Below are 18,418 nucleotides of genomic sequence, written 5' to 3' on the forward strand. Positions count from 1 at the left end.
TGAAATGACCACAACTGCAGGCGTCCCAGCAGACGTCCAGGTTCACAAGTCCCACCTTCGCACGCTCATCGGCACAGGCATCGGCAACGCCGTCGAATGGTACGACTGGGCCATCTACGCCACCTTCTCGCCGTTCATCGCGAGCGCACTGTTCAGCAAGGCGGATCCGACGTCGGCCTTCCTCGCCACCCTGGCGATCTTCGCCGTCGGCTTCGTCGCCCGTCCGTTCGGCGGCTTCGTTTTCGGCTGGATCGGTGACCGGATCGGCCGCAAGACGTCCATGACGTTCGCAGTGGGCCTCGCCGCCCTGGGCAGCCTGCTGATCGGTATCGCACCGACCTTCGAAGCCGTGGGGGCCTTTGCCTCGGTCCTGCTGCTGGTGGCCCGGCTCATCCAGGGCCTTGCCCACGGCGGCGAGCTGCCGTCGTCGCAGACGTACCTCTCGGAGATGGCGCCCAAGGAAAAGCGCGGCTTCTGGGCAACGCTCATTTACGTCTCCGGCACGGTGGGCATCCTGGCCGGAACCATGCTCGGCGCCACCCTGACCAATGTCCTGAGCATGACTGACATGAACGCCTGGGGCTGGCGGATTCCTTTCATCGTTGGCGGCATCATGGGCCTGTACGCCTTGATCATGAGGGCGCGCCTGAAGGAAACGGCAGCGTTCGAGGCGGAATCACCCAAGGAAAAGCACGAGCCGATGTGGCCGCAGATCTACCGGCACCGCAAGCAGGCCCTGCAGGTCATCGGCCTGACCGTTGGCCTGACCGTGTCCTACTACATCTGGGGTATCGTGACGCCCAGCTATGCAGCGTCAGTTCTGAAGATGGACCGCGGAGAGACCCTCTGGGCCAGCGTTATAGCCAATGTATTGTTCATCGTCGCCCTGCCTTTCTGGGGCAGGCTGTCGGATCGCATCGGCCGCAAGCCCGTCATGATCATGAGCGCCGCCGGCGCCGCGCTGTTCCATTTCCCGATGACATGGCTGCTGAAAGACTCCCCGTGGCAGCTCACGGTCACCATGTCCGTCATGCTGTTCTTCATCGCGGGCAGTGCCGCAATCGTCCCGGCCGTCTACGCCGAACTGTTTCCCACCAGCATCCGCACGGTGGGCGTGGGCGTCCCCTACTCGATCTGCGTCGCGGCCTTCGGGGGTACCGCACCGTACCTGCAGGCTTGGCTCGGCAGCATCGGACAAGGCAACCTATTCAACGTCTACGCCGTGGTCCTGCTGGCCATCAGCATCGCGTTTGTGTTCAGCATCCCTGAAACGAAGGGCAAGGACCTGACGCACGCCTAGGCGTCGGTACCCACAACAAAGGGGAGAGTACGACGGCGGGACGTCCCGCCGTCGTACTCTCCCCTTTTGCGTGAAGTGCGCCAGTCCGGTCAGGCGCGGGCGTGTTGGGCGAGCAGGGCGTCGATCTGCCCTGCCGCCTCCCGCATACCCTCATCCATGCCCATCTGGACCATCTGTTCCATCTGCTCTTCCGACTCGAAGGTGGACCGAACGGTCATCCGGGTGCGGCCGCCCAGGTCCTCGAGGTCAACGGCGGCATGGGTGATTCCCATGGCCTCGTTCGGGGCGCCGGCTTCATCGGCGAAGCCGTCGTCGAACTCCAGCTTGCGCGGCGCCTCGATGGCGGTGAAGCGCCACCAGCCGCCGGCTTTCTCCCCGTCGGGGCCGGTCATGTAGTAGCCGGCCTTGCCGCCGGGCTGGAAATCGAACTCCTCGAATGTGGCCGGCCAGGTGGGCGGACCCCACCAGCGCTCCAACTGGCGGGGGTCTTCCCAGATCTGCCAGACACGGTCGACGCCGGCGTCGAACTCGGCCACGAGGGTGAAGCTGAGTGCTTCGAGGTTCTTGGTGGAACTGATAACAGGCATTGCAAAACCTTCCTATCCTTCAGCCAGAATGTCTGCGATCCGCTGGGCGCGCTGCCGCCAGATCGCCTCATACTCGTCAAGCAGCCGGCGGGCCTTCTGCAGTCCTTCGTGGTCACCCCGCACAATCTGCTCCCTTCCGCGCTTCTCCTTCGTTACCAGGGAAGCCCGCTCCAGCACCGCCACATGCTTTTGGACGGCGGCGAAACTCATGGCGTAGAGGGCGGCGAGGCCGGAGACGGAATACTCCCCCGCCGTCACCCGCCGGACAATGTCCCGCCGGGTGGCGTCCGCGAGCGCCTGGAACAGGCGGTCAACGTCCGAATCTCTGAGCTGATCTACAACCATTTGGTTGTACGATATGCCCGCGGCGGCAGGGTGTCAAGACACCCCGGCCGCATCCCGGTTTGACGCGGGTGCCCGCCATTGCCCACAGTGGGTCAGTGCCTGCCACTATCCCCACCGAAGCGCAAGGTCCGGCAGCCCCGGACGTGCCGTCCCGACGGCGGCAGATCGCTGCCCTGATCGGCTTCCTCGCGCTCTCCTGGTCCGTGTCGTTCCTGGGATCCGTCCCGGTCCGCGCGGCTACAGGCGGCTGGTATGCCCTGGCCGACAAAGCCCCCTGGACGCCTCCCGGGCTGATGTTCACGTCCGTCTGGCTGGTCCTGTACGCGGCCATGGCCGTGGCGGCCTGGCTGGTGTGGCGGCAGCGGCGCCTCCCCCGCCGCCGCGCACTCACGCTGTACGGGCTCCAGCTGGCCCTGAACCTGCTCTGGCCCCTGACGTTCTTCGGCCTGTATCCCACACTGGGGACCGCGGCGCTCTGGCTGGCACTGGCCGTCCTCGCCGCCCTCATGCTCACGGCGGTCCTGACAGTTCTGCGCTTCGGACCCATCAGCCAGACTGCCGGCGTCCTGATGCTGCCGAACGTATCGTGGCTGGTGTTTTCGGCGTCCCTGAACCTTTACGCGGCCGTCAGTAACTAAGGCCGGTGCGGGCGTGTAATCGCTCACACTTTGGCCGTTTCTGTTGCAAATGCGGGCGGCGACCATGAAGCATGAGATTGGGACCTCGTTCCCGCATTACCAAGATCAGCAATCCTCACCGACGAGGATGCGGCACCCTCAAGGACGACGCGGAGCCGTTAACTGCATGAGCGAAAGTACTGACAATGACGTTTGAGAACACTGACTCCATCACGCTGAAAATCTGGGACCGGTTTGCCATTGAGCACACCCTTGAGAGCGTTGTGCACGATCTTTCGGTCAAGGCGAACACCACCAAATGCCGCATCGCGGTCCAGTGCAGCGGCCCCAACACTTTCACGGTCAGCGTCCGTGGCCAGGAACGCCAGCTCGCCACCGTCTGATCGGTTCACAGCCAAAAAACTGAAGCGGACGACGGCGGGAGGTTCCCGGCGTCGTCCGCTTCCGTTTTGCGTCCGGGCGAACAGCCTTACGCCCGGGCCTGGCGGCTCACCATCTCGTTGATCCAGCTCGGCGCGAACGGCGAGGTGCAGTTCGGCGGCGTCGGATAGTCCTTGAGTACCTCGAGCCGTTCGCCGATATCGAGCGCGCGGGACCGGAGCTCCGCGTGCTCGATGCCAATGAAGGCCAGCGTGTGGTTCATCGCCCACTGCAGCCGGTCCGGGGCGTCCTTCATCTCCGCCTCGATGGTGTCCAGCAGCCCCGGGAGGTCGAGCCCCGCAGGCTTCTTCGCCACGCGTTCGCTGGTCAGGGCCCAACCGGCGCTTGCCACGACCGGATCCGGATCCGCCTTCCAAGCCACGCGCAGGCCCTCCGCGTGCGGGCTTTTCTTCACCACGTAGTTCACCAGCCAGTCGTGCACCTTGGGGGCACGCGCCTCGCGCAGCATGGTCTCCAGCTCGTCGCGTTCGAAGGCCTTCGGCCGGCAGATCAGCAGCGCCACAAGCCGCGCCGGAGTGTCGTTCGTGGCCCAGAGTGCGCGCGCGAGTTCATGCTGCGTCTTCAGCCGCTTGGCGACAGCGCGCAGCTTGGACAGGTTCACGCCATGGTCATCGCCGCGCTTCTCGTTCGCCTCGCGCACCTTCGGGTCCTCAAGCACGGCCAGTTCGGCCATCACGTCGCCCAGCAGCCCCGCCGCTATCGTCTCCGACATTGTCACCCTTTCGGTCACCGTCTTGTCGGTTCCAGCCTACGGCTGACAGGGCGGAAGCGGACGACGGCGGGAGGCTTGGTGGCTGCCAGCTAGCCGGGACCGCTCATCGACCGCCGGTGGCCACCCAGGAACCGAGCGGCTCGGCCGCCACTTCTGTGTCCTCTTCCTCGGTCCCGCACGGCACAAAGCCGCGCGCCTGGTAATTCGCCAAGGCCGCGGGACCATCGAGGGTGCAGGTGTGGACCCAGATGCGGGACACCTGTGGCAGGTCGACGCGTTGTGTCAGCGACCAGGCCGCCGTGATGCCGTGCTCCAGCAGCAGGCCGCCGAGGCCCCGGCCGATCGCCTGCTCGGAAAGGCCGAAGTACCTGACCTCCACGTGCGTGCCATCTTCGGCGACGACGGGTTGCAGGTGGACATACCCCCACGGCACGCCCTCACCATAGAGGACCCGGAATTCCGTCCCGGGCACCGCGAGTTCCTCGGCCCACTGCTGCCGCGTCCACTCGAGCCGGTCCGTCCAGTGCCACGGTCCGCCGACCAGGCCATAGAGGAAGCGGGCGAACTCCGGAGTGACCCCATCAGCCCGGTCCAGCCGTGCCACATCCGGTATAGGGCGTGCCGTCCAGGCGGGCGGCTGGAGCATCTGGAGCGTTGTGGTGGTGACCTTCATAGACAGCTCAAACTTTCGATCTCGATCATCCGTTAATCCTATTTGCGACCGAGAGTAGGGCGTTTACTCTTCGCCGGTGTCCCGCGCTTCCAGGTGCTTCGCCATGGCCTCGCAGGCCTGGTTCCAGCGCGCCGTGAGGGCCTGCCGGTTCAACGGTTCGAACATGCTGTTGAGGACTTTCTCCACTGCGTCGTATGCGGCGTCCCGAACCCGTTCCTGCGCTGCTTGGCTGTAGTAGTTCATGACAGGAATTCGTTACGGCAACGCCGAAAGATGCCTTTGGTGCCAGCCTTTTTTGGTGCTAGCCGCCGAAGGCGACCTTTTCCCAGGAGAGAATGTCAGCACCCTTGGCGCCGTTTCCGGCCACCGTGAACCTGACGTAGTTGGTGGCGTTGTGGGAGCCGTCGACGGTGATTCGCTGCAGGTCATCAGCGGAATCCTGGCCGTAGACCGCCAGCCACGGTGAACCCTCGGCCAGCGGCTGATTTTCGGCGTAGACGTGGCTGTCGCCGTTGATCAGGTAGACCGGGCCGTCGAAGCGGTTCGATTCCTCGATGATGGTCCGGACGATTTCACGGAAGCCGGAGACCGTGTCCGGGTTCGCCTGGGCGGTGTCGAGCAGGGCCGGATCGAACATGTCAGCCTGGGTCATCAGCACCACGGCCCGGTCGCTGCGGCGGCTGGCGTCACTGAAGGTCTCCCGCAGCTGCGCCAGGACGGCCTGGGTCCGGTGCGCCACTTCAGCCAGCTGCTCGGACGTGGCGGCCGTTTCGCCAAGGCCGGTCCACGGCTGGAGCGAGTTGTTGCTGCCCTGGACGTTGACCACGGAAAAGGCCACACGGTTCTGTGTGAAGCGGACGTCTTCGGGCAGGCCCAACTTCTCCTGCGTCTTGACGGGCATGGTGGCACCGAGGGTCTTGCCGGGTTCGTTGAAGAAGACCTCGCGCAGCTTGTCCAGCCTCTCCAACGGGTTGTACGCACCGTTGTTGGCGCGGTGGCAGTCAACCCATTCGTTGTCGCCGGGCGTGAAGATCAACGGATGCTCGAACGTATCGAACTCGGCGCGGATGTGCTGGAAGTATTCATCCGAACAGACGGACGAGCCGTTTTTGATGTCCCCCACGTGGGTGACAAACTTCAGCGCGCTGTCGGCATTGATGTCCTGGATCCGCGCAGGGAACTTCGCGATTTCGGCGGCGCCGTAGGGGATGTCGCCAATGACGCCGAAGCTGAACCCCTGCTGGTTGTCGGCCGCATTGTCGGCGGCCACGGCGGGCTGGATCAGGGTGCCGGCACTGGCTGCGATGAGGGCCACAACGGCTGCGGTCTTGACTTTGTTCAGGCGCATGGGGAAGTCCTTACTCGGGCTCTGCGGTGATCCCGCCCGCGAGGGGCGTGAGCGGGTGCGTCAAAAGCATCCCCGCTGCGGAATAACAGCCAGGGACCCCTCGGTTTCGGGGCAATGAACAGCGAGCAACCCCGAAGGCAAACGGACGACGGCGGGAACCTCCCGCCGTCGCCCGTTTTCCCGGCGCGGTGGTTTCCTACGAGGTACGGAGCCGGCCGAGGCAGTAGTTTTTGACGCAGTGCCGGACCGGCCGCGGCAGCCGCGGATACACCAGGGCTGACCACCGGGTGGTGCGGTGGAACAGGCGGCTGTGGCGGTCGCTCCACGGCAGCCCGAAACCGGCGCGCAAGTGGTCCGGCAGCAGGCCGGCGGTGATGAACCGGATCAGCGGCATGCTCATCCGAAGCCAGAGCGGACCGGCCAGTGGGTACAGGAGGTCGCGTCCGACGCCGGCGGTCACGGCGTCCAGTTCCAGACTCCGAAGGGACGCTTCCCAGTATGTCCTGAAGGCCGCGCGGTCGGCGGGCCACAGGTCCGCCGGCAATTGCAGGACTGTGCCGATTCTTGCGTAGTCGCTGTACATGAGGTCGGCTGCGTCGTCGTCCAGCGGGCCGTAGATTTTCTCGTAGACGGTGATGGCAGTGTCGTACAAGGTGGCCACCACCCATAATTGCGCCTGGGCATCGAACGCGCTGTACCCGTGGGAGCCGGCCTCGGGCTTGCGGCGGACCGCAGAGTGGGCGCGATTGACTTTGCGCCGCACGGCCGCGACCTGGTCCTCGGTGCCGTAAACCACGGCGTAGACGTAAGTGACAGTGGCCCGGAAGCGGTCCAGCGGCCGGGCAATAAAGTCACTGTGCTCGGCGACCCCATGGCCAACCGCGGGGTTGGCGATCTGCAGCAGGATGGCGCGGCCCGCCCCGGCGAGCAATACGCCTTCAGCACCGATATCGGCCAGGTTCCGCACCATGGACCCACGATACCGGAGAAGGCCACCGCGCCCGGAGGAAGCACCCAAGCTGGCGGGGAAGGTTGCCGGGACCGGCGGCAGCGCCTACGCCCATATTCCCGGCGAGCCCTATGTGTACGTCGCCGGCCAGATGACCCTCGATGCACCGGGCCTTGCGGACACACTGGCCTGGCCGGAGGGGCCGGCCCACATCCGTGCGATCATCATGCACGAGCTGGGGCCCGTCCTGGGGCTGGACCGCGTGGATGATCCCACGCAGCTCATGTATGCGGAAAACAGCGGGCAGTTCGGCTTTGGCGATGGCGACCGTGCGGGGCTGGCGTTGCTGGGAAACTGGGGAATGCGTGCCGCGGCTGTAACCGCGCGGTAACCACGGCGGGGCGGCTGACCGTTTGCCCGTCAGCGGACGACGGCGGGGACCTCCCGCCGTCGTCCGCTTTCCGTTTTGGCACTTCCCGGCATCGTCCCGGAAGTTGACACCCGCAGGTGCGTGCGGTTGACTTTTGCATATGCTGAAATAACAGTTCCATGATGCGGAATAAAATATCCGCATAGCCTTACACCGTGGATGCCAGCATCGAAACACGAGGACTTGCCTCATGCATCTTGAACAGTTCAACGCGGCCGGCCGCGCCGAGGCTGCCGATTTCCTGCGCCCCTGCCTGGACATCCAACGCTGGATCGACGAGCTCGCCGATGCGCGGCCCTATTCCAGTCACGACGCACTCTTGGCGGCCGGCCGGGGCGCAGCCAGTCCCTTCACCCCGGCAGAGATCGACGCAGCCCTCGCCCACCATCCGCGGATCGGCGAGCGGGCGCAGGGCGACAGTGCGGAAGCCAGGCTGTCCCAGTCGGAACAGGCCGGACTGGGCGTGGCCGACGCGGCCATCGCCGAGGCCCTGGCTGAAGGCAACCGGGCCTACGAGGAGAAGTTCGGGCAGGTGTTCCTGATCCGCGCCGCCGGCCGCAGCCGGGAGGAGATCCTGGCCGCCCTCAACATCAGGCTCACCCACACCCCCGAAGCAGAGCAATCAATCATTGGCCAGCAGTTGCGGGAAATCGCGGTGCTCCGACTCGAAGGACTGATGGGCAAATGAGCATTTCCCACGTCACCACCCATGTACTCGATACCGGTTCCGGAAAACCGGCGGCCGAGGTCCCGGTTACCCTCCACGTGCTCGACGGCGAGCGTTGGGTCCGGATCGCAGACGGCGCCACCGACGCGGACGGACGCATCAAGGAGCTGGGACCAGAGCGGCTGCCCTCGGGAACCTACCGCCTGGCGTTCGACACAGGCAAGTACTTCGCCGCCAGCGGCACCGAGACGTTCTTCCCGGAGGTGACCCTCACGTTTGGCGTGGTGGAGTCGGAGCCGCACTACCACGTGCCGCTCCTGCTGAGCCCGTTCGCGTATTCCACCTACCGGGGCAGCTGAGCCTTCAGGCAGCACCCCCTTGGCGGCCGCGCGTCGGAGCCCTTCGCCGCCGATTGTGACCGTCCGCTCGCCTTGACGCGCGGATCGTCGCCTAGATAATCTCGAGATGCAATAAAGTTTTCTCACAGAACGAAAACTTGAGCCAACTATTCAACGATGAAAAGAGGCTGGACGTGGCTGCAGGAGAAGAGACCTCCCATATCCTCAGCGGGTTGACCAACCAGCTGCCTGATCGTGATCCGGAAGAGACCGCCGAATGGGTTGAGTCCCTGGATGCGCTGATCAGGGAACAGGGCACGGAACGTGCCCAATACATCATGCGCAGCCTGCTGCAGCGCGCCGGCGCCCAGAGCGTGGGCGTGCCGATGGTGACCACCACGGACTACGTGAACACCATCCCGGCGGACCAGGAAACGGCGTTCCCGGGGGACGAAGAGATCGAGCGGAAGTACCGCTCCTGGCTGCGCTGGAATGCCGCCATCATGGTGCACCGGGCGCAACGGGCCGATATCGGCGTGGGCGGACACATCTCCACCTACGCCGGCGCCGCCACCCTGTACGAAGTAGGGTTCAACCACTTCTTCCGTGGCAAGGACCACCCCGGCGGCGGCGACCAGGTCTTCTTCCAGGGCCATGCCTCCCCCGGCATGTACGCCCGCGCCTTTATGGAAGGCCGGCTCTCCGAAGAGGACATGGACGGATTCCGGCAGGAAAAGTCCAAGGAAGGCCACGCGCTCTCCTCCTACCCGCACCCGCGCCTCATGCCGGACTTCTGGGAATTCCCCACCGTGTCCATGGGCATCGGCCCGATGAACGCGATCTACCAGGCCCAGTCCAACCGGTACCTGCACAACCGCGGCCTCAAAGACACCTCGGACCAGCAGGTCTGGGCGTTCCTGGGCGACGGCGAAATGGACGAGCCCGAGTCCCGCGGCCTGCTCCAGCTCGCCGCGAACGACAAGCTCGACAACCTGAACTTTGTGATCAACTGCAACCTCCAGCGCCTCGACGGACCCGTCCGCGGCAACGGCAAGATCATGCAGGAACTCGAAGCGTTCTTCCGCGGCGCGGGCTGGAACGTCATCAAGGTCGTCTGGGGCCGGGAGTGGGATGACCTGCTCACCAAGGACTCCGACGGCTCCCTGGTGAAGATCATGAACGAAACCCCGGACGGTGACTACCAGACCTACAAGGCAGAATCCGGCGGATTCGTCCGCGAGCACTTCTTCGGCAAGACCCCGCAGACCAAGGACATGGTCGCGGACCTCTCCGATGACGAGATCTGGAACCTCAAGCGCGGCGGCCACGACTACCACAAGGTCTACGCCGCGTATAAGGCAGCCACCGAATTCAAGGGCAAGCCCACCGTCATCCTGGCCAAAACGGTCAAGGGCTACGGACTCGGACCCCACTTCGAGGGCCGCAACGCGACCCACCAGATGAAAAAGCTCACCCTCGATGACCTGAAGAAGTTCCGCGACTACCTCCGCATCCCCATCACGGACGAACAGCTCGACGCGGACCTCTACCGCCCCCCGTACTACCACCCCGGCATGGACTCCCCCGAAATCCAGTACCTCATGGAACGCCGCCGCACCCTGGGCGGTTTCGTCCCCGAGCGCCGGCCGGACCACGCTCCGGTGGAGCTGCCGGACGCCAAAACCTATGAGGTTGCAAAGCGCGGTTCCGGCAAGCAGCAGGCTGCCACCACCATGACCTTCGTGCGCCTGCTTAAGGACCTGCTCAGGGATAAGAAGTTCGGGCACCGTATTGTCCCGATCGTTCCGGATGAGTCCCGGACCTTCGGCATGGACGCGTTCTTCCCCACGGCGAAGATCTACAATCCGGACGGCCAGGCGTATCTGTCCGTGGACCGGGACCTGGTCCTGGCCTACAAGGAATCCGCCCAGGGCCAGCTGATCCACCCCGGCATCAACGAAGCCGGCGCGGTCGCAGCCTTCACGGCCGCCGGCACCGCCTACGCCACCCACGGCGTACCGCTGATCCCGGTCTACGTGTTCTACTCCATGTTCGGCTTCCAGCGCACCGGTGACGCCTTCTGGGCCGCCGCGGACCAGATGACCCGCGGCTTCATCATCGGCGCCACCGCCGGCCGGACCACCCTGACCGGTGAAGGCCTTCAGCACGCCGACGGCCACTCCCCGATCCTTGCCTCCACCAACCCAGCGGTCCTCACCTACGACCCGGCCTACGGGTACGAGATGGGCCACATCATCCGTGACGGCATCGAGCGCATGTACGGACCAGCCGCAAGCGGCGATGGAACCGGACCTGCAGCCGATAAGAACCTCATGTACTACATCACGGTCTACAACGAGCCCATCTCCCAGCCGGCCGAACCTGAGAACCTCGACGTCAACGGAGTGCTGAAAGGCATCTACCGGGTGTCGGCGTCGGGTCTTGAAGGGCCCAAGAGCCAGATCCTGGCCTCCGGGGTCTCCGTCCCCTGGGCTCTCGACGCCCAGCGGCTGCTCGCCGAGGACTGGGGCGTATCCGCCGACGTCTGGTCCGTGACGTCCTGGAACGAACTGCGCCGCGACGGGCTCGCCGCCGAGGAAGAGGCGTTCCTGAACCCGGGCAAGCCCGCCCGCATCCCGTTCGTCGCGCAGCAGCTCGCCGATTCCCAGGGGCCAGTGGTGGCGGTGACCGACTACATGAAGGCTGTCCCGGACCAGATCCGACAGTTCCTCCCGCACCAGTTCGCGTCGCTCGGAGCTGACGGCTTCGGCTTCTCCGATACCCGTGCAGCTGCCCGCCGCTTCTTCAAGAACGACACCCACTCGATTGTGGTGAAGACCCTGCAGCTGCTGGCTTCCCGCGGCGAGGTGGACGGCGGCGTGCCCGCCTACGCGATGGACCGCTACAAGCTCCTGGACGTCAACGCCGGGACCACCGGCGGCACCGGCGGCGACTCCTGACTCACTCGTCGAGACAACCGTTGACGGCAGTGTTCCCCAGGAACACTGCCGTCATTTGTCATGTGGCTGGATAGGCTGGGGCGATGGCTGACCTGGACAAACCACGAACGACGGCGGTGCTGCTTGCCGCCGGCGCCGGGACGCGGCTGGGGCTCGGGCCCAAGGCGCTGCTCCGGTTCCGCGGCAGCACTCTCGTTGAAGTCCTGGCAGACGTGCTGCTCGCGGGCGGCTGCCGGGAAGTGGTGACGGTGCTCGGCGCGGACGCGGTAACGGTCCGTGCCGCCACCGATCTGAGCCGGCACCGTGTCATCGACAACCCGGATTGGGCCGGCGGAATGGGAAGTTCGTTCCGGGCGGGAGTCGCCGCGGCAGCCCCGGAGGACCATGTGCTTATTGCGCTGGTGGACCAGCCCGGCCTGACCGCAGAAACCGTCGCCAGATTGCTGGCATCCCATCAGCCCGGCCGGGTCACGGCGGCCGCCTACCGTGGCCCGGATGGAAATCTCCGGCGGGGACATCCGCTGCTCCTGGATTCCAGCCTCCGCACTGAGGCCGCCGACACTGCAACGGGCGACGCCGGGGCACGCCATTTCCTCCAGGCCCACCCGGAACTGATAGACCTCGTGGACTGCAGCGACCTCTGCGGCGGCGAAGACCTCGATACCCCCGGGCAGCTGCACCTGCTCGAAACAACAACGCGGGGTCAGATACGGCCCAAAAAACCTCGCAACATGGGCCGTATCTGACCCCGCGTTGGTTTCATCGCGCTTAGCCCCGGCCGACGAACGGCATGCCGGCGGCGGTAATGACCACCGAGCCCACACTGGCCGACGGCGGCATGCCAGCCATCAGGAGCACGGCACGCGCGGCGTCCTGCACCGGGAAGGTGGGCTCCACCCTGCGGCTGCCGTCAGCCTGCAGGGCTCCGGAGTCCACGCCGATGGTGGCCATGATGTCAGTGGCTGTGTTGCCGATGTCTATCTGGCCGCAGGTGATGCCGAAGCCCCTGCCGTCCAGCTCGATGCTCTTGGTCAGGCCCGTCATGGCGTGCTTGGTGACCGTATAGGCCACTGTGCGCGGCCGCGGCGAATGCGCTGAAATGGACCCGTTGTTGATGATCCGGCCGCCTGGCGGGTTCTGGGATTTCATGGCCCGGACGGCAGCGGCGGCGCACAGCATCGAGCCGGTCAGGTTCACCGCCACCACCGCGTCCCAGTCGGCAACGCTGATTTCATCCACCGACGCGGCCGGACCGAACACGCCGGCGTTGTTAAACAGGAGGTCAACCCTCCCCCACTTCACGACGGCAGCAGCGAAAAGGCGCTCGACGTCGTCGGGCACTGTTACGTCGCAGGGCACCGTGAGCGCCTGACGGTGGCCGGCCGCGGACTCCAGCAGCGGAGCCTCACGGCGGCCGGCCAACACCACGCGGTACCCGTCGGCCAGCAGGAGCCGCGCCACCGCCCTGCCAATCCCGGAACCGGCACCGGTCACGACGGCGACCGGTGCCGGCCGGTGGGGTTGTACGGGCCGGTGGGTTGCAGTCATGGGGTCGCTCCTTGTGTTGATGGCCGGGCTGTTGATCGCCGGCCTAAGGTGCGGCGGGTACTTCCGCCGCCGTTATGGGCCAGCCTATGACTGTCTTGGGCCGCGGGGTGGCGTACGTCCGGACCTTTGAGGTGCTCAGCCGCAGCCGGACCAGCGATTCCGCAATCGTGACAGCAGCCGCCACGCCGTCCACCACGGGGACGCCCGCCCGCTTGCGGATCTCCTCGTCCAGGCCGGCCATACCGCCGCAACCAAGCACAATGACTTCCGCTTTGTCCTCGCGGACGGCCAGCAGCGCCTGTTCGATGATGGCTTCCACAGCGCGCTCCGGCTCCTCCTCCAGTTCCAGGACGGCCATGCCGCTGGCCCGGACCGAGGCGCACCGGGCGTCGAGGCCGGCCAGCTTCAGCCGGTCCTCGATCAGCGGAACGGCACGGTCCAGGGTGGTGATCACGGAGTACTTGTGGCCCAGGAACATCGCCGTGCTCGCGGCCGCTTCGGTGATGTCCACGACCGGAACGTCGAGTAGCTCCTGGAGCCCTTCGCGGCCGTGTTCGCCGTAGCCGGCCTGAATGACAGCGTCGAAGGGTTCCGGGTAGCTGACCACGGCGTCCATCACCGCGATCGCGGCGAGGTAACTCTCAAAGTTTCCCTCGCAGGAATCGGCACCAAAGCGGGGCGTGATTCCAATGATTTCCGTTCCGAGTGCCGCCACGCTGCGGGCCGAGGCGGCGATGGAGTCGGTCATGGACTGTGTGGTGTTGACATTGGCCACAAGGATGCGCATGGTGCTTTCCCCTTTCGGGACGGGTTGGTTAGTGGGTGCTGACGATGGCGATGGGCTCGCCGTCGACGTCGTCGAACTGCTGCTTGCGATCCGCAATCAGGTAGTACACCACTGCCGCGATGCCGGCTGCGAAGAACCAGGAGAACGGGGCGGCTCCTTCGAAGGCCGGGACAAAAGCGATCACGAGGGCGACGGTGGCAGACGGTATCAGTGCCATGATCGCCTTAGGGTTGTAACCCTTTTTGTAGAAGTAGGCTCCCGTGGGCGACTCGATGTAGAGCTCCGGCACGTTGACCTTGCCGCGGCGCAGCAGCCAGTAGTCTGCCATGACCACGCCGAACAGGGGCCCCAGCAGCGCGCCCAGTCCGCCGAGGAAGTACACAATGACCAAGGGGTTGTTGTAGAGGTTCCAGGGAAGGATGATGAGGCCGATCGTACCGCTGACCCAGGCCGCCTTGCGGAAGTTCAGGTGCTTCGGGAACAGGTTCGTCAGTGCATAGACGGGGGCCACAAAATTGGCCATCAGGTTCACGGCGATGGTCAGGATCAGCAGGGCCAGGCAGGCCAGGACAAGAAAGAGCGTGTTCGGGATGGTCTGGACGATGTCCGAGGGGCTCTCGATGATCTTGCCGCTGATTTTGAACTGGCCGCCTGCCATGACGACCACGATGGCACCGAAGACGAGCATGTTGATGGGGATGCCCCAGAAGTTTCCGCGGACCACGGCCTTCTTGGAGACCGCCGAGCGTGTGAAGTCGCAGAAGTTCAGGACGAAGGTTCCGTAAATTGCCACCCACAGGGCACCGCCGGCAAAGATGGTGCGCCACATTTCGGCGCCTTCGAGCGCGTTGTCTCCGGCCCAGGCGATGGAGCCGCCGGCTTCCGCGAAGATCCAGATGGCGATGGCAGCCATGGTCACCAGGATGATGGGCCCGGCGAAGGCCTCATACTTGCGGATCATTTCCATGCCGAAACTGACGATGACCAGCTGGACGATCCACAGTGCAACGAAGGCAATCCAGCCGAGTGTGGACAGGCCCATGATGGAGTTGCCATCCAGCTCCTTGAGGGAGGGCACCATGGCCACGAGCATTACGCGGAGGACCACCGAGGCCAGGTACGTCTGGATCCCAAACCAGGCGATGGCGACGGCGCCGCGGAGCAGGCTGGAGATCTGGGCACCGCGGATACCGAAGCTGATCCGGCTCATGACCGGGAACGGTACACCGGTCTTGACCCCCATGAAGCCGGAGAAGTTGAGCAGGGCAAAGAGCAACACGGCTCCGATGCCCAAGGCAAGGAGGATCTGCCAGCCGCCCAGCCCAAGGGCGAAGAGGCCGATGGCGAAGGCATAGTTGCCGAGGCTGTGGACGTCGTTGGCCCAGAGCGTGAAGATGCTGTAGCCGGTCCATCGGCGGCCTTCACGCTTGGTGGGGGCAAGGTCTACGTTGTACAAGGTGGGGCTGATGGCCTGGCCTGAGGCGGCGCTGGCTGCATCGCAAAGCGCGTCGACACCCACGGAGGGTTGGGCTGCTTTGCCCAAGTCAACTGCTGTCTCGGGTGGCGGTTCAACGCCGGTCAACGGGGTTGTCTGCATCGTGATCTCACTTCTTGAAGATGTCTTCCATGTGTTCCGCAGTGGGATTAATGCCGGAAACGACCGGCAGGAGCGTCATCGCAATTTCCACAATGCGGAAAATGGGTATCGAGTAGTGAAATAAAGATATGACCTGGATCACGCATCAGTCAAGGATCGCCGGAACAGGGCCGGTCACAAACGGTTGCTTCGACAGCAACGCGGGGTCAGATCTGGCCCACTAAACCCCGCGCCATGGGCCGTATCTGACCCCGCGTTGGTCTTAGTGGGAGGGGACTGACCTTTCTTCCTTCAAACCCAGGTAGATCTTGTCCCGTCCGATCGGCAGCTCCGCAAACCGGACCCCAGTAGCGTTCCGGATGGCGTTGGCCAGCGCCGGCGCCACCGGATTGAACGGGCTCTCGCTCATGGACTTTGCGCCGAGCGGGCCCATTTGGTCGTTGGTGGACGCGAAGTAGACCTCGCTGCGCGGCACGTCCGCGAAAGACGGGATGTGGTACTGCCGCAGGATATCCGTGGTGACCCGGCCGGCGTCGTCCACCCGGACCTCCTCATACAGTGCAGCGCCCAGCGCCTGCGCGATGCCGCCTTCGATCTGGCCACGGCACTGCCGCGGATTGACCACCACCCCGGCGTCGGCGGCCTGCACGCTCTGCAGGATCCGCAGCTCGCCCGTGCCGGTATTGACGGCGACGCGGAAGCCGTGGACGTTGAACGCCACTGATCGTGGGGTCCCGTCCCAGTTCCCCTCGACGGCAAGCTGCACGCCCTGGTGCTGCGCCGCGTCATGGATGTCCGCGAGCGGAACCTGCCGCCCGGCACAGTCCACGCCGCCGTCGTCGATCGCACATTCGGCCTCCGGAACCCCGGTCAGCGCCGCCGCAACGGTGATGATCCGGGATGCGAGCCCGGTGGCCGCCAGGAGTGTGGCCTTGCCGGCCACCACGGTCCCGGCCGAGCCGAATGCGCCGGTGTCGTGCTCCACGAGATCGGTATCAGACTGCCGCACGGCCACCTTGGCTGCCGTGGTGGAGAGCGCCGTCGCGGCCAGCTGCGCGTGCACGGTGGTGGTGCCGTTGCCGAATTCGGCGGTCCCGACGTCGGCCGCGAACGTGCCGTCGGGGAGCAGGCTCACGCGGGTGTGGGCGAAGTGGCCGCGGGGCGGGACCGTGTCGATCATGGAAAGCGCGGATCCTTCCCCGATGACCCATTCCGGGCCGAGGTCATCGAGGCCGGCGTCACGGTAGCGCTGCTTGCCGCGGTCCAGGGCGTCCCGCACCAGGGAGATGCACTGCTCCAGTCCGTAGCTGCCGTAGTGGACGTCCTCCTCCGGCTCAGGGTTGGTGGAGAGCATGTCATCGCCCTCGCGCACCATGTTCCGGCGCCGGAATTCCAGCGGATCCATGCCGACGCCAACAGCCAGCTCATCGATGGCCGACTCGATCGCGAAGATCATCTGGCTCAGCCCGTAGCCGCGGAAGGCCCCCGCCGACACGGTGTTGGTGTAGACGGCATGCGCGTCCACTTTCTTGTTGGCGCACTTGTACACGGCCAGCGATTCGCCGCAGCCGTGGAACATCACGCCGGGCGCGTGGTTGCCGTACGCGCCGGTGTTGGTGACCACGTCCAGCTGCAGCGCGGTGAGGAGCCCGTCCTTGCCGGCGCCTGCCTTGAGCTTGATGCTGAAGGGGTGCCGCGTGGTGGTGGCGGTGAACTGCTCCGTGCGGGTGAACTCCACCTGCACGGGCCGGCGAAGGGTGAGCGCGGCGAGGGCAACGAGGTCCTCGGTGAGCACTTCCTGCTTGCCGCCGAAGCCGCCGCCCACGCGCCCGGCCACCACGCGGATGCGGTCCTCCGGCAGGTCGAAGACCCGGCCCAGCGTGCGCCGGACCAGGAACGGGACCTGGCTGGAGGTCCGGACCACGAGGCGGTCTTCGGCGTCGAGCCAGGCGATGGAGGAATGCGTTTCCAGGGCGACGTGCTGCACGCGCTGGGTCCGGTATGTGTGCTCGTGGATGAAGTCGGCCGCGGCGAACCCGTCCGCCACGCTGCCCAGCTCCGAATGCAGCTCGGCCACCACGTTCTGCCGCGGACGCGAGATCCTGGCCTTCACGGCGTCCTTGTCCCCGTGCAGGGCCGGAGCGCCGGGAAGCATGGCGTCCTGCGCGCTAAAGACGGTGTCCAGCAGCTCGTATTCCACGTGAAGGGCCCGGGCCCCGGCCTCGGCGGCACCCACGGATTCGGCCACAACGGCGGCCACCCGCTGGCCGATGAACCGCACCACGTCATCGAGGACGCGGGTGTCGTCGGGGTCGTCGGTGTAGAGCTCGTGCTGGGCGGTGGAAAAGTGCTGCGCCGGGGCGTCCTCATGGGTGAAGACCGCCACGACGCCGGGCACCTGGAGTGCGGCCGTCCTGTCGATGGAGACGATCCGCGCGTGCGCGTGGGGTGAGCGCAGCAGCTTCAGGTGCAGCAGGCCTTCGAGCTCCTCCGCCGGGACGTCGAGGGTGTAGCGGGCCGTACCGGTGACGACGGCGGCGCCTGCCGGGGCGGGCACATTGTCGCCGATCTGCCCGGTCCGGGATGTTGTGGTTGCGGCCGCGGCGGTGCCATCCGTGGAAGCCGGACGGGCCGCAGGATCCGCCGCGCCGCCGTCGTGATTGTGCGTGTTGTGGGTCCCGCAGACGGCGTCCGCGATGGAGCGGTAGCCCGTGCAGCGGCAGAGGTTGCCCTTGAGGCTGCGGGGCAGGTTGGCCTTCTGTTCGGCATCGAAGGTAGCGGCGGTCATCATCATGCCGGCGGTGCAGAAGCCGCATTGGAAGCCCTGTTCGGCCAGGAACTGTTCCTGCACGGGGTGCAGCGCTCCGCCCTGGGCGAGGCCTTCGATGGTGGTGACGGCCTTGCCCTCGGCGCGGACGGCCGGGTAGATGCAGCTGTGCACGGGGGTGCCGTCCACGTGGACGGTGCAGGCACCGCAGTCGCCGCCGTCGCAGCCCTTCTTCACGCCGAAGTTGCCCTGTTCGCGCAGGAAGGTGCGCAGGCACTGGCCGGGGCGGGGTGTGGCCGGGGTCGCGGTTCCGTTGATTTCGATTGCCATG

At 65.7% G+C, this 18,418-nt stretch carries 19 protein-coding genes; 8 read left to right on the forward strand and 11 right to left on the reverse strand.

The features are described from left to right. Positions 1-4 precede the first annotated feature (4 nt). A complete protein-coding gene (locus FYJ92_RS16285) occupies positions 5-1,300 on the forward strand; it encodes an MFS transporter (protein ID WP_185261621.1) in 1,296 nt (431 codons plus the stop codon). Between the two features lie 89 nt (positions 1,301-1,389). Here FYJ92_RS16285 and FYJ92_RS16290 read toward each other — a convergent pair whose 3' ends face one another. Then, on the reverse strand, positions 1,390-1,887 hold the full coding sequence (locus tag FYJ92_RS16290) for an SRPBCC domain-containing protein (RefSeq protein WP_185261622.1): 498 nt from the start codon (positions 1,885-1,887) through the stop codon (positions 1,390-1,392). 12 nt (positions 1,888-1,899) lie between these two features. Beyond that, positions 1,900-2,232, reverse strand: coding sequence for a metalloregulator ArsR/SmtB family transcription factor (locus FYJ92_RS16295; protein ID WP_185261623.1), 333 nt, complete (start codon positions 2,230-2,232; stop codon positions 1,900-1,902). A 95-nt stretch (positions 2,233-2,327) separates the two neighbouring features. Here FYJ92_RS16295 and FYJ92_RS16300 point away from each other — a divergent pair, with 95 nt between their 5' ends. Both FYJ92_RS16300 and FYJ92_RS16305 read left to right on the forward strand, forming a co-directional pair. Further along, positions 2,328-2,870: a TspO/MBR family protein gene (locus FYJ92_RS16300; protein WP_185261624.1), complete on the forward strand. Its 543-nt coding sequence runs from the start codon at positions 2,328-2,330 to the stop codon at positions 2,868-2,870. Between the two features lie 185 nt (positions 2,871-3,055). Then, positions 3,056-3,253 carry a hypothetical protein gene (locus tag FYJ92_RS16305; protein ID WP_185261625.1) on the forward strand — a complete coding sequence of 66 codons (198 nt, stop codon included), beginning with the start codon at positions 3,056-3,058 and terminating at the stop codon, positions 3,251-3,253. A gap of 86 nt (positions 3,254-3,339) precedes the next feature. Here FYJ92_RS16305 and FYJ92_RS16310 read toward each other — a convergent pair whose 3' ends face one another. The 5 genes from FYJ92_RS16310 to FYJ92_RS16330 all read right to left on the reverse strand — a co-directional run bounded on the left by FYJ92_RS16310 (position 3,340) and on the right by FYJ92_RS16330 (position 7,014). Then, the gene (locus tag FYJ92_RS16310) at positions 3,340-4,023 is read right to left on the reverse strand and encodes a DNA alkylation repair protein (RefSeq protein ID WP_185261626.1); all 684 of its coding nucleotides are present in this window, start codon (positions 4,021-4,023) and stop codon (positions 3,340-3,342) included. A 103-nt stretch (positions 4,024-4,126) separates the two neighbouring features. Next, the gene (locus tag FYJ92_RS16315) at positions 4,127-4,696 is read right to left on the reverse strand and encodes a GNAT family N-acetyltransferase (RefSeq protein ID WP_185261627.1); all 570 of its coding nucleotides are present in this window, start codon (positions 4,694-4,696) and stop codon (positions 4,127-4,129) included. Between the two features lie 63 nt (positions 4,697-4,759). Then, positions 4,760-4,939, reverse strand: coding sequence for a hypothetical protein (locus FYJ92_RS16320; protein ID WP_185261628.1), 180 nt, complete (start codon positions 4,937-4,939; stop codon positions 4,760-4,762). Between the two features lie 58 nt (positions 4,940-4,997). Then, a complete protein-coding gene (locus FYJ92_RS16325) occupies positions 4,998-6,044 on the reverse strand; it encodes a metallophosphoesterase (protein ID WP_185261629.1) in 1,047 nt (348 codons plus the stop codon). Between the two features lie 196 nt (positions 6,045-6,240). Further along, on the reverse strand, positions 6,241-7,014 hold the full coding sequence (locus FYJ92_RS16330; RefSeq protein WP_185261630.1) for an oxygenase MpaB family protein: 774 nt from the start codon (positions 7,012-7,014) through the stop codon (positions 6,241-6,243). On the opposite strand from FYJ92_RS16330, the gene FYJ92_RS16335 reads away from it, so the two are divergent. The 5 genes from FYJ92_RS16335 to nboR all read left to right on the forward strand — a co-directional run bounded on the left by FYJ92_RS16335 (position 7,013) and on the right by nboR (position 12,134). After that, positions 7,013-7,384, forward strand: a complete 372-nt coding sequence (locus tag FYJ92_RS16335) for a hypothetical protein (protein ID WP_185261631.1) — start codon at positions 7,013-7,015, stop codon at positions 7,382-7,384. The two genes, FYJ92_RS16330 and FYJ92_RS16335, sit on opposite strands and share 2 nt — an antisense overlap. Before the next feature lie 229 nt (positions 7,385-7,613). Next, positions 7,614-8,111 carry a 2-oxo-4-hydroxy-4-carboxy-5-ureidoimidazoline decarboxylase gene (uraD, locus tag FYJ92_RS16340; protein ID WP_185261632.1) on the forward strand — a complete coding sequence of 166 codons (498 nt, stop codon included), beginning with the start codon at positions 7,614-7,616 and terminating at the stop codon, positions 8,109-8,111. Further along, positions 8,108-8,449: a hydroxyisourate hydrolase gene (gene uraH / locus FYJ92_RS16345; RefSeq protein ID WP_058931217.1), complete on the forward strand. Its 342-nt coding sequence runs from the start codon at positions 8,108-8,110 to the stop codon at positions 8,447-8,449. The genes uraD and uraH overlap by 4 nt, the downstream gene beginning before the upstream one ends. A 173-nt stretch (positions 8,450-8,622) precedes the next feature. Next, entirely contained in the window at positions 8,623-11,388 is a 2,766-nt protein-coding gene (gene aceE, locus FYJ92_RS16350) for a pyruvate dehydrogenase (acetyl-transferring), homodimeric type (protein WP_185263848.1), read from the forward strand. A gap of 83 nt (positions 11,389-11,471) precedes the next feature. Continuing rightward, a complete protein-coding gene (gene nboR, locus FYJ92_RS16355; protein ID WP_185261633.1) occupies positions 11,472-12,134 on the forward strand; it encodes a nicotine blue oxidoreductase in 663 nt (220 codons plus the stop codon). Between the two features lie 22 nt (positions 12,135-12,156). On the opposite strand, the gene FYJ92_RS16360 is transcribed toward nboR, so the two are convergent. The 4 genes from FYJ92_RS16360 to FYJ92_RS16375 all read right to left on the reverse strand — a co-directional run bounded on the left by FYJ92_RS16360 (position 12,157) and on the right by FYJ92_RS16375 (position 18,417). After that, positions 12,157-12,936, reverse strand: coding sequence for an SDR family oxidoreductase (locus FYJ92_RS16360; protein ID WP_185261634.1), 780 nt, complete (start codon positions 12,934-12,936; stop codon positions 12,157-12,159). A gap of 43 nt (positions 12,937-12,979) precedes the next feature. Then, positions 12,980-13,723, reverse strand: a complete 744-nt coding sequence (locus FYJ92_RS16365) for an aspartate/glutamate racemase family protein (protein WP_185261635.1) — start codon at positions 13,721-13,723, stop codon at positions 12,980-12,982. A 28-nt stretch (positions 13,724-13,751) separates the two neighbouring features. Further along, positions 13,752-15,320 carry an NCS1 family nucleobase:cation symporter-1 gene (locus FYJ92_RS16370; protein ID WP_185261636.1) on the reverse strand — a complete coding sequence of 523 codons (1,569 nt, stop codon included), beginning with the start codon at positions 15,318-15,320 and terminating at the stop codon, positions 13,752-13,754. Positions 15,321-15,582: 262 nt separating this feature from the next. Further along, complete coding sequence (locus tag FYJ92_RS16375; RefSeq protein WP_185261637.1) at positions 15,583-18,417, reverse strand: molybdopterin-dependent oxidoreductase; 2,835 nt, start codon at positions 18,415-18,417, stop codon at positions 15,583-15,585. Between the last annotated feature and the right edge of the window lies 1 nt (position 18,418).

It is taken from the genome of Pseudarthrobacter sp. NBSH8, from assembly GCF_014217545.1.
Lineage (GTDB): Bacteria > Actinomycetota > Actinomycetes > Actinomycetales > Micrococcaceae > Arthrobacter.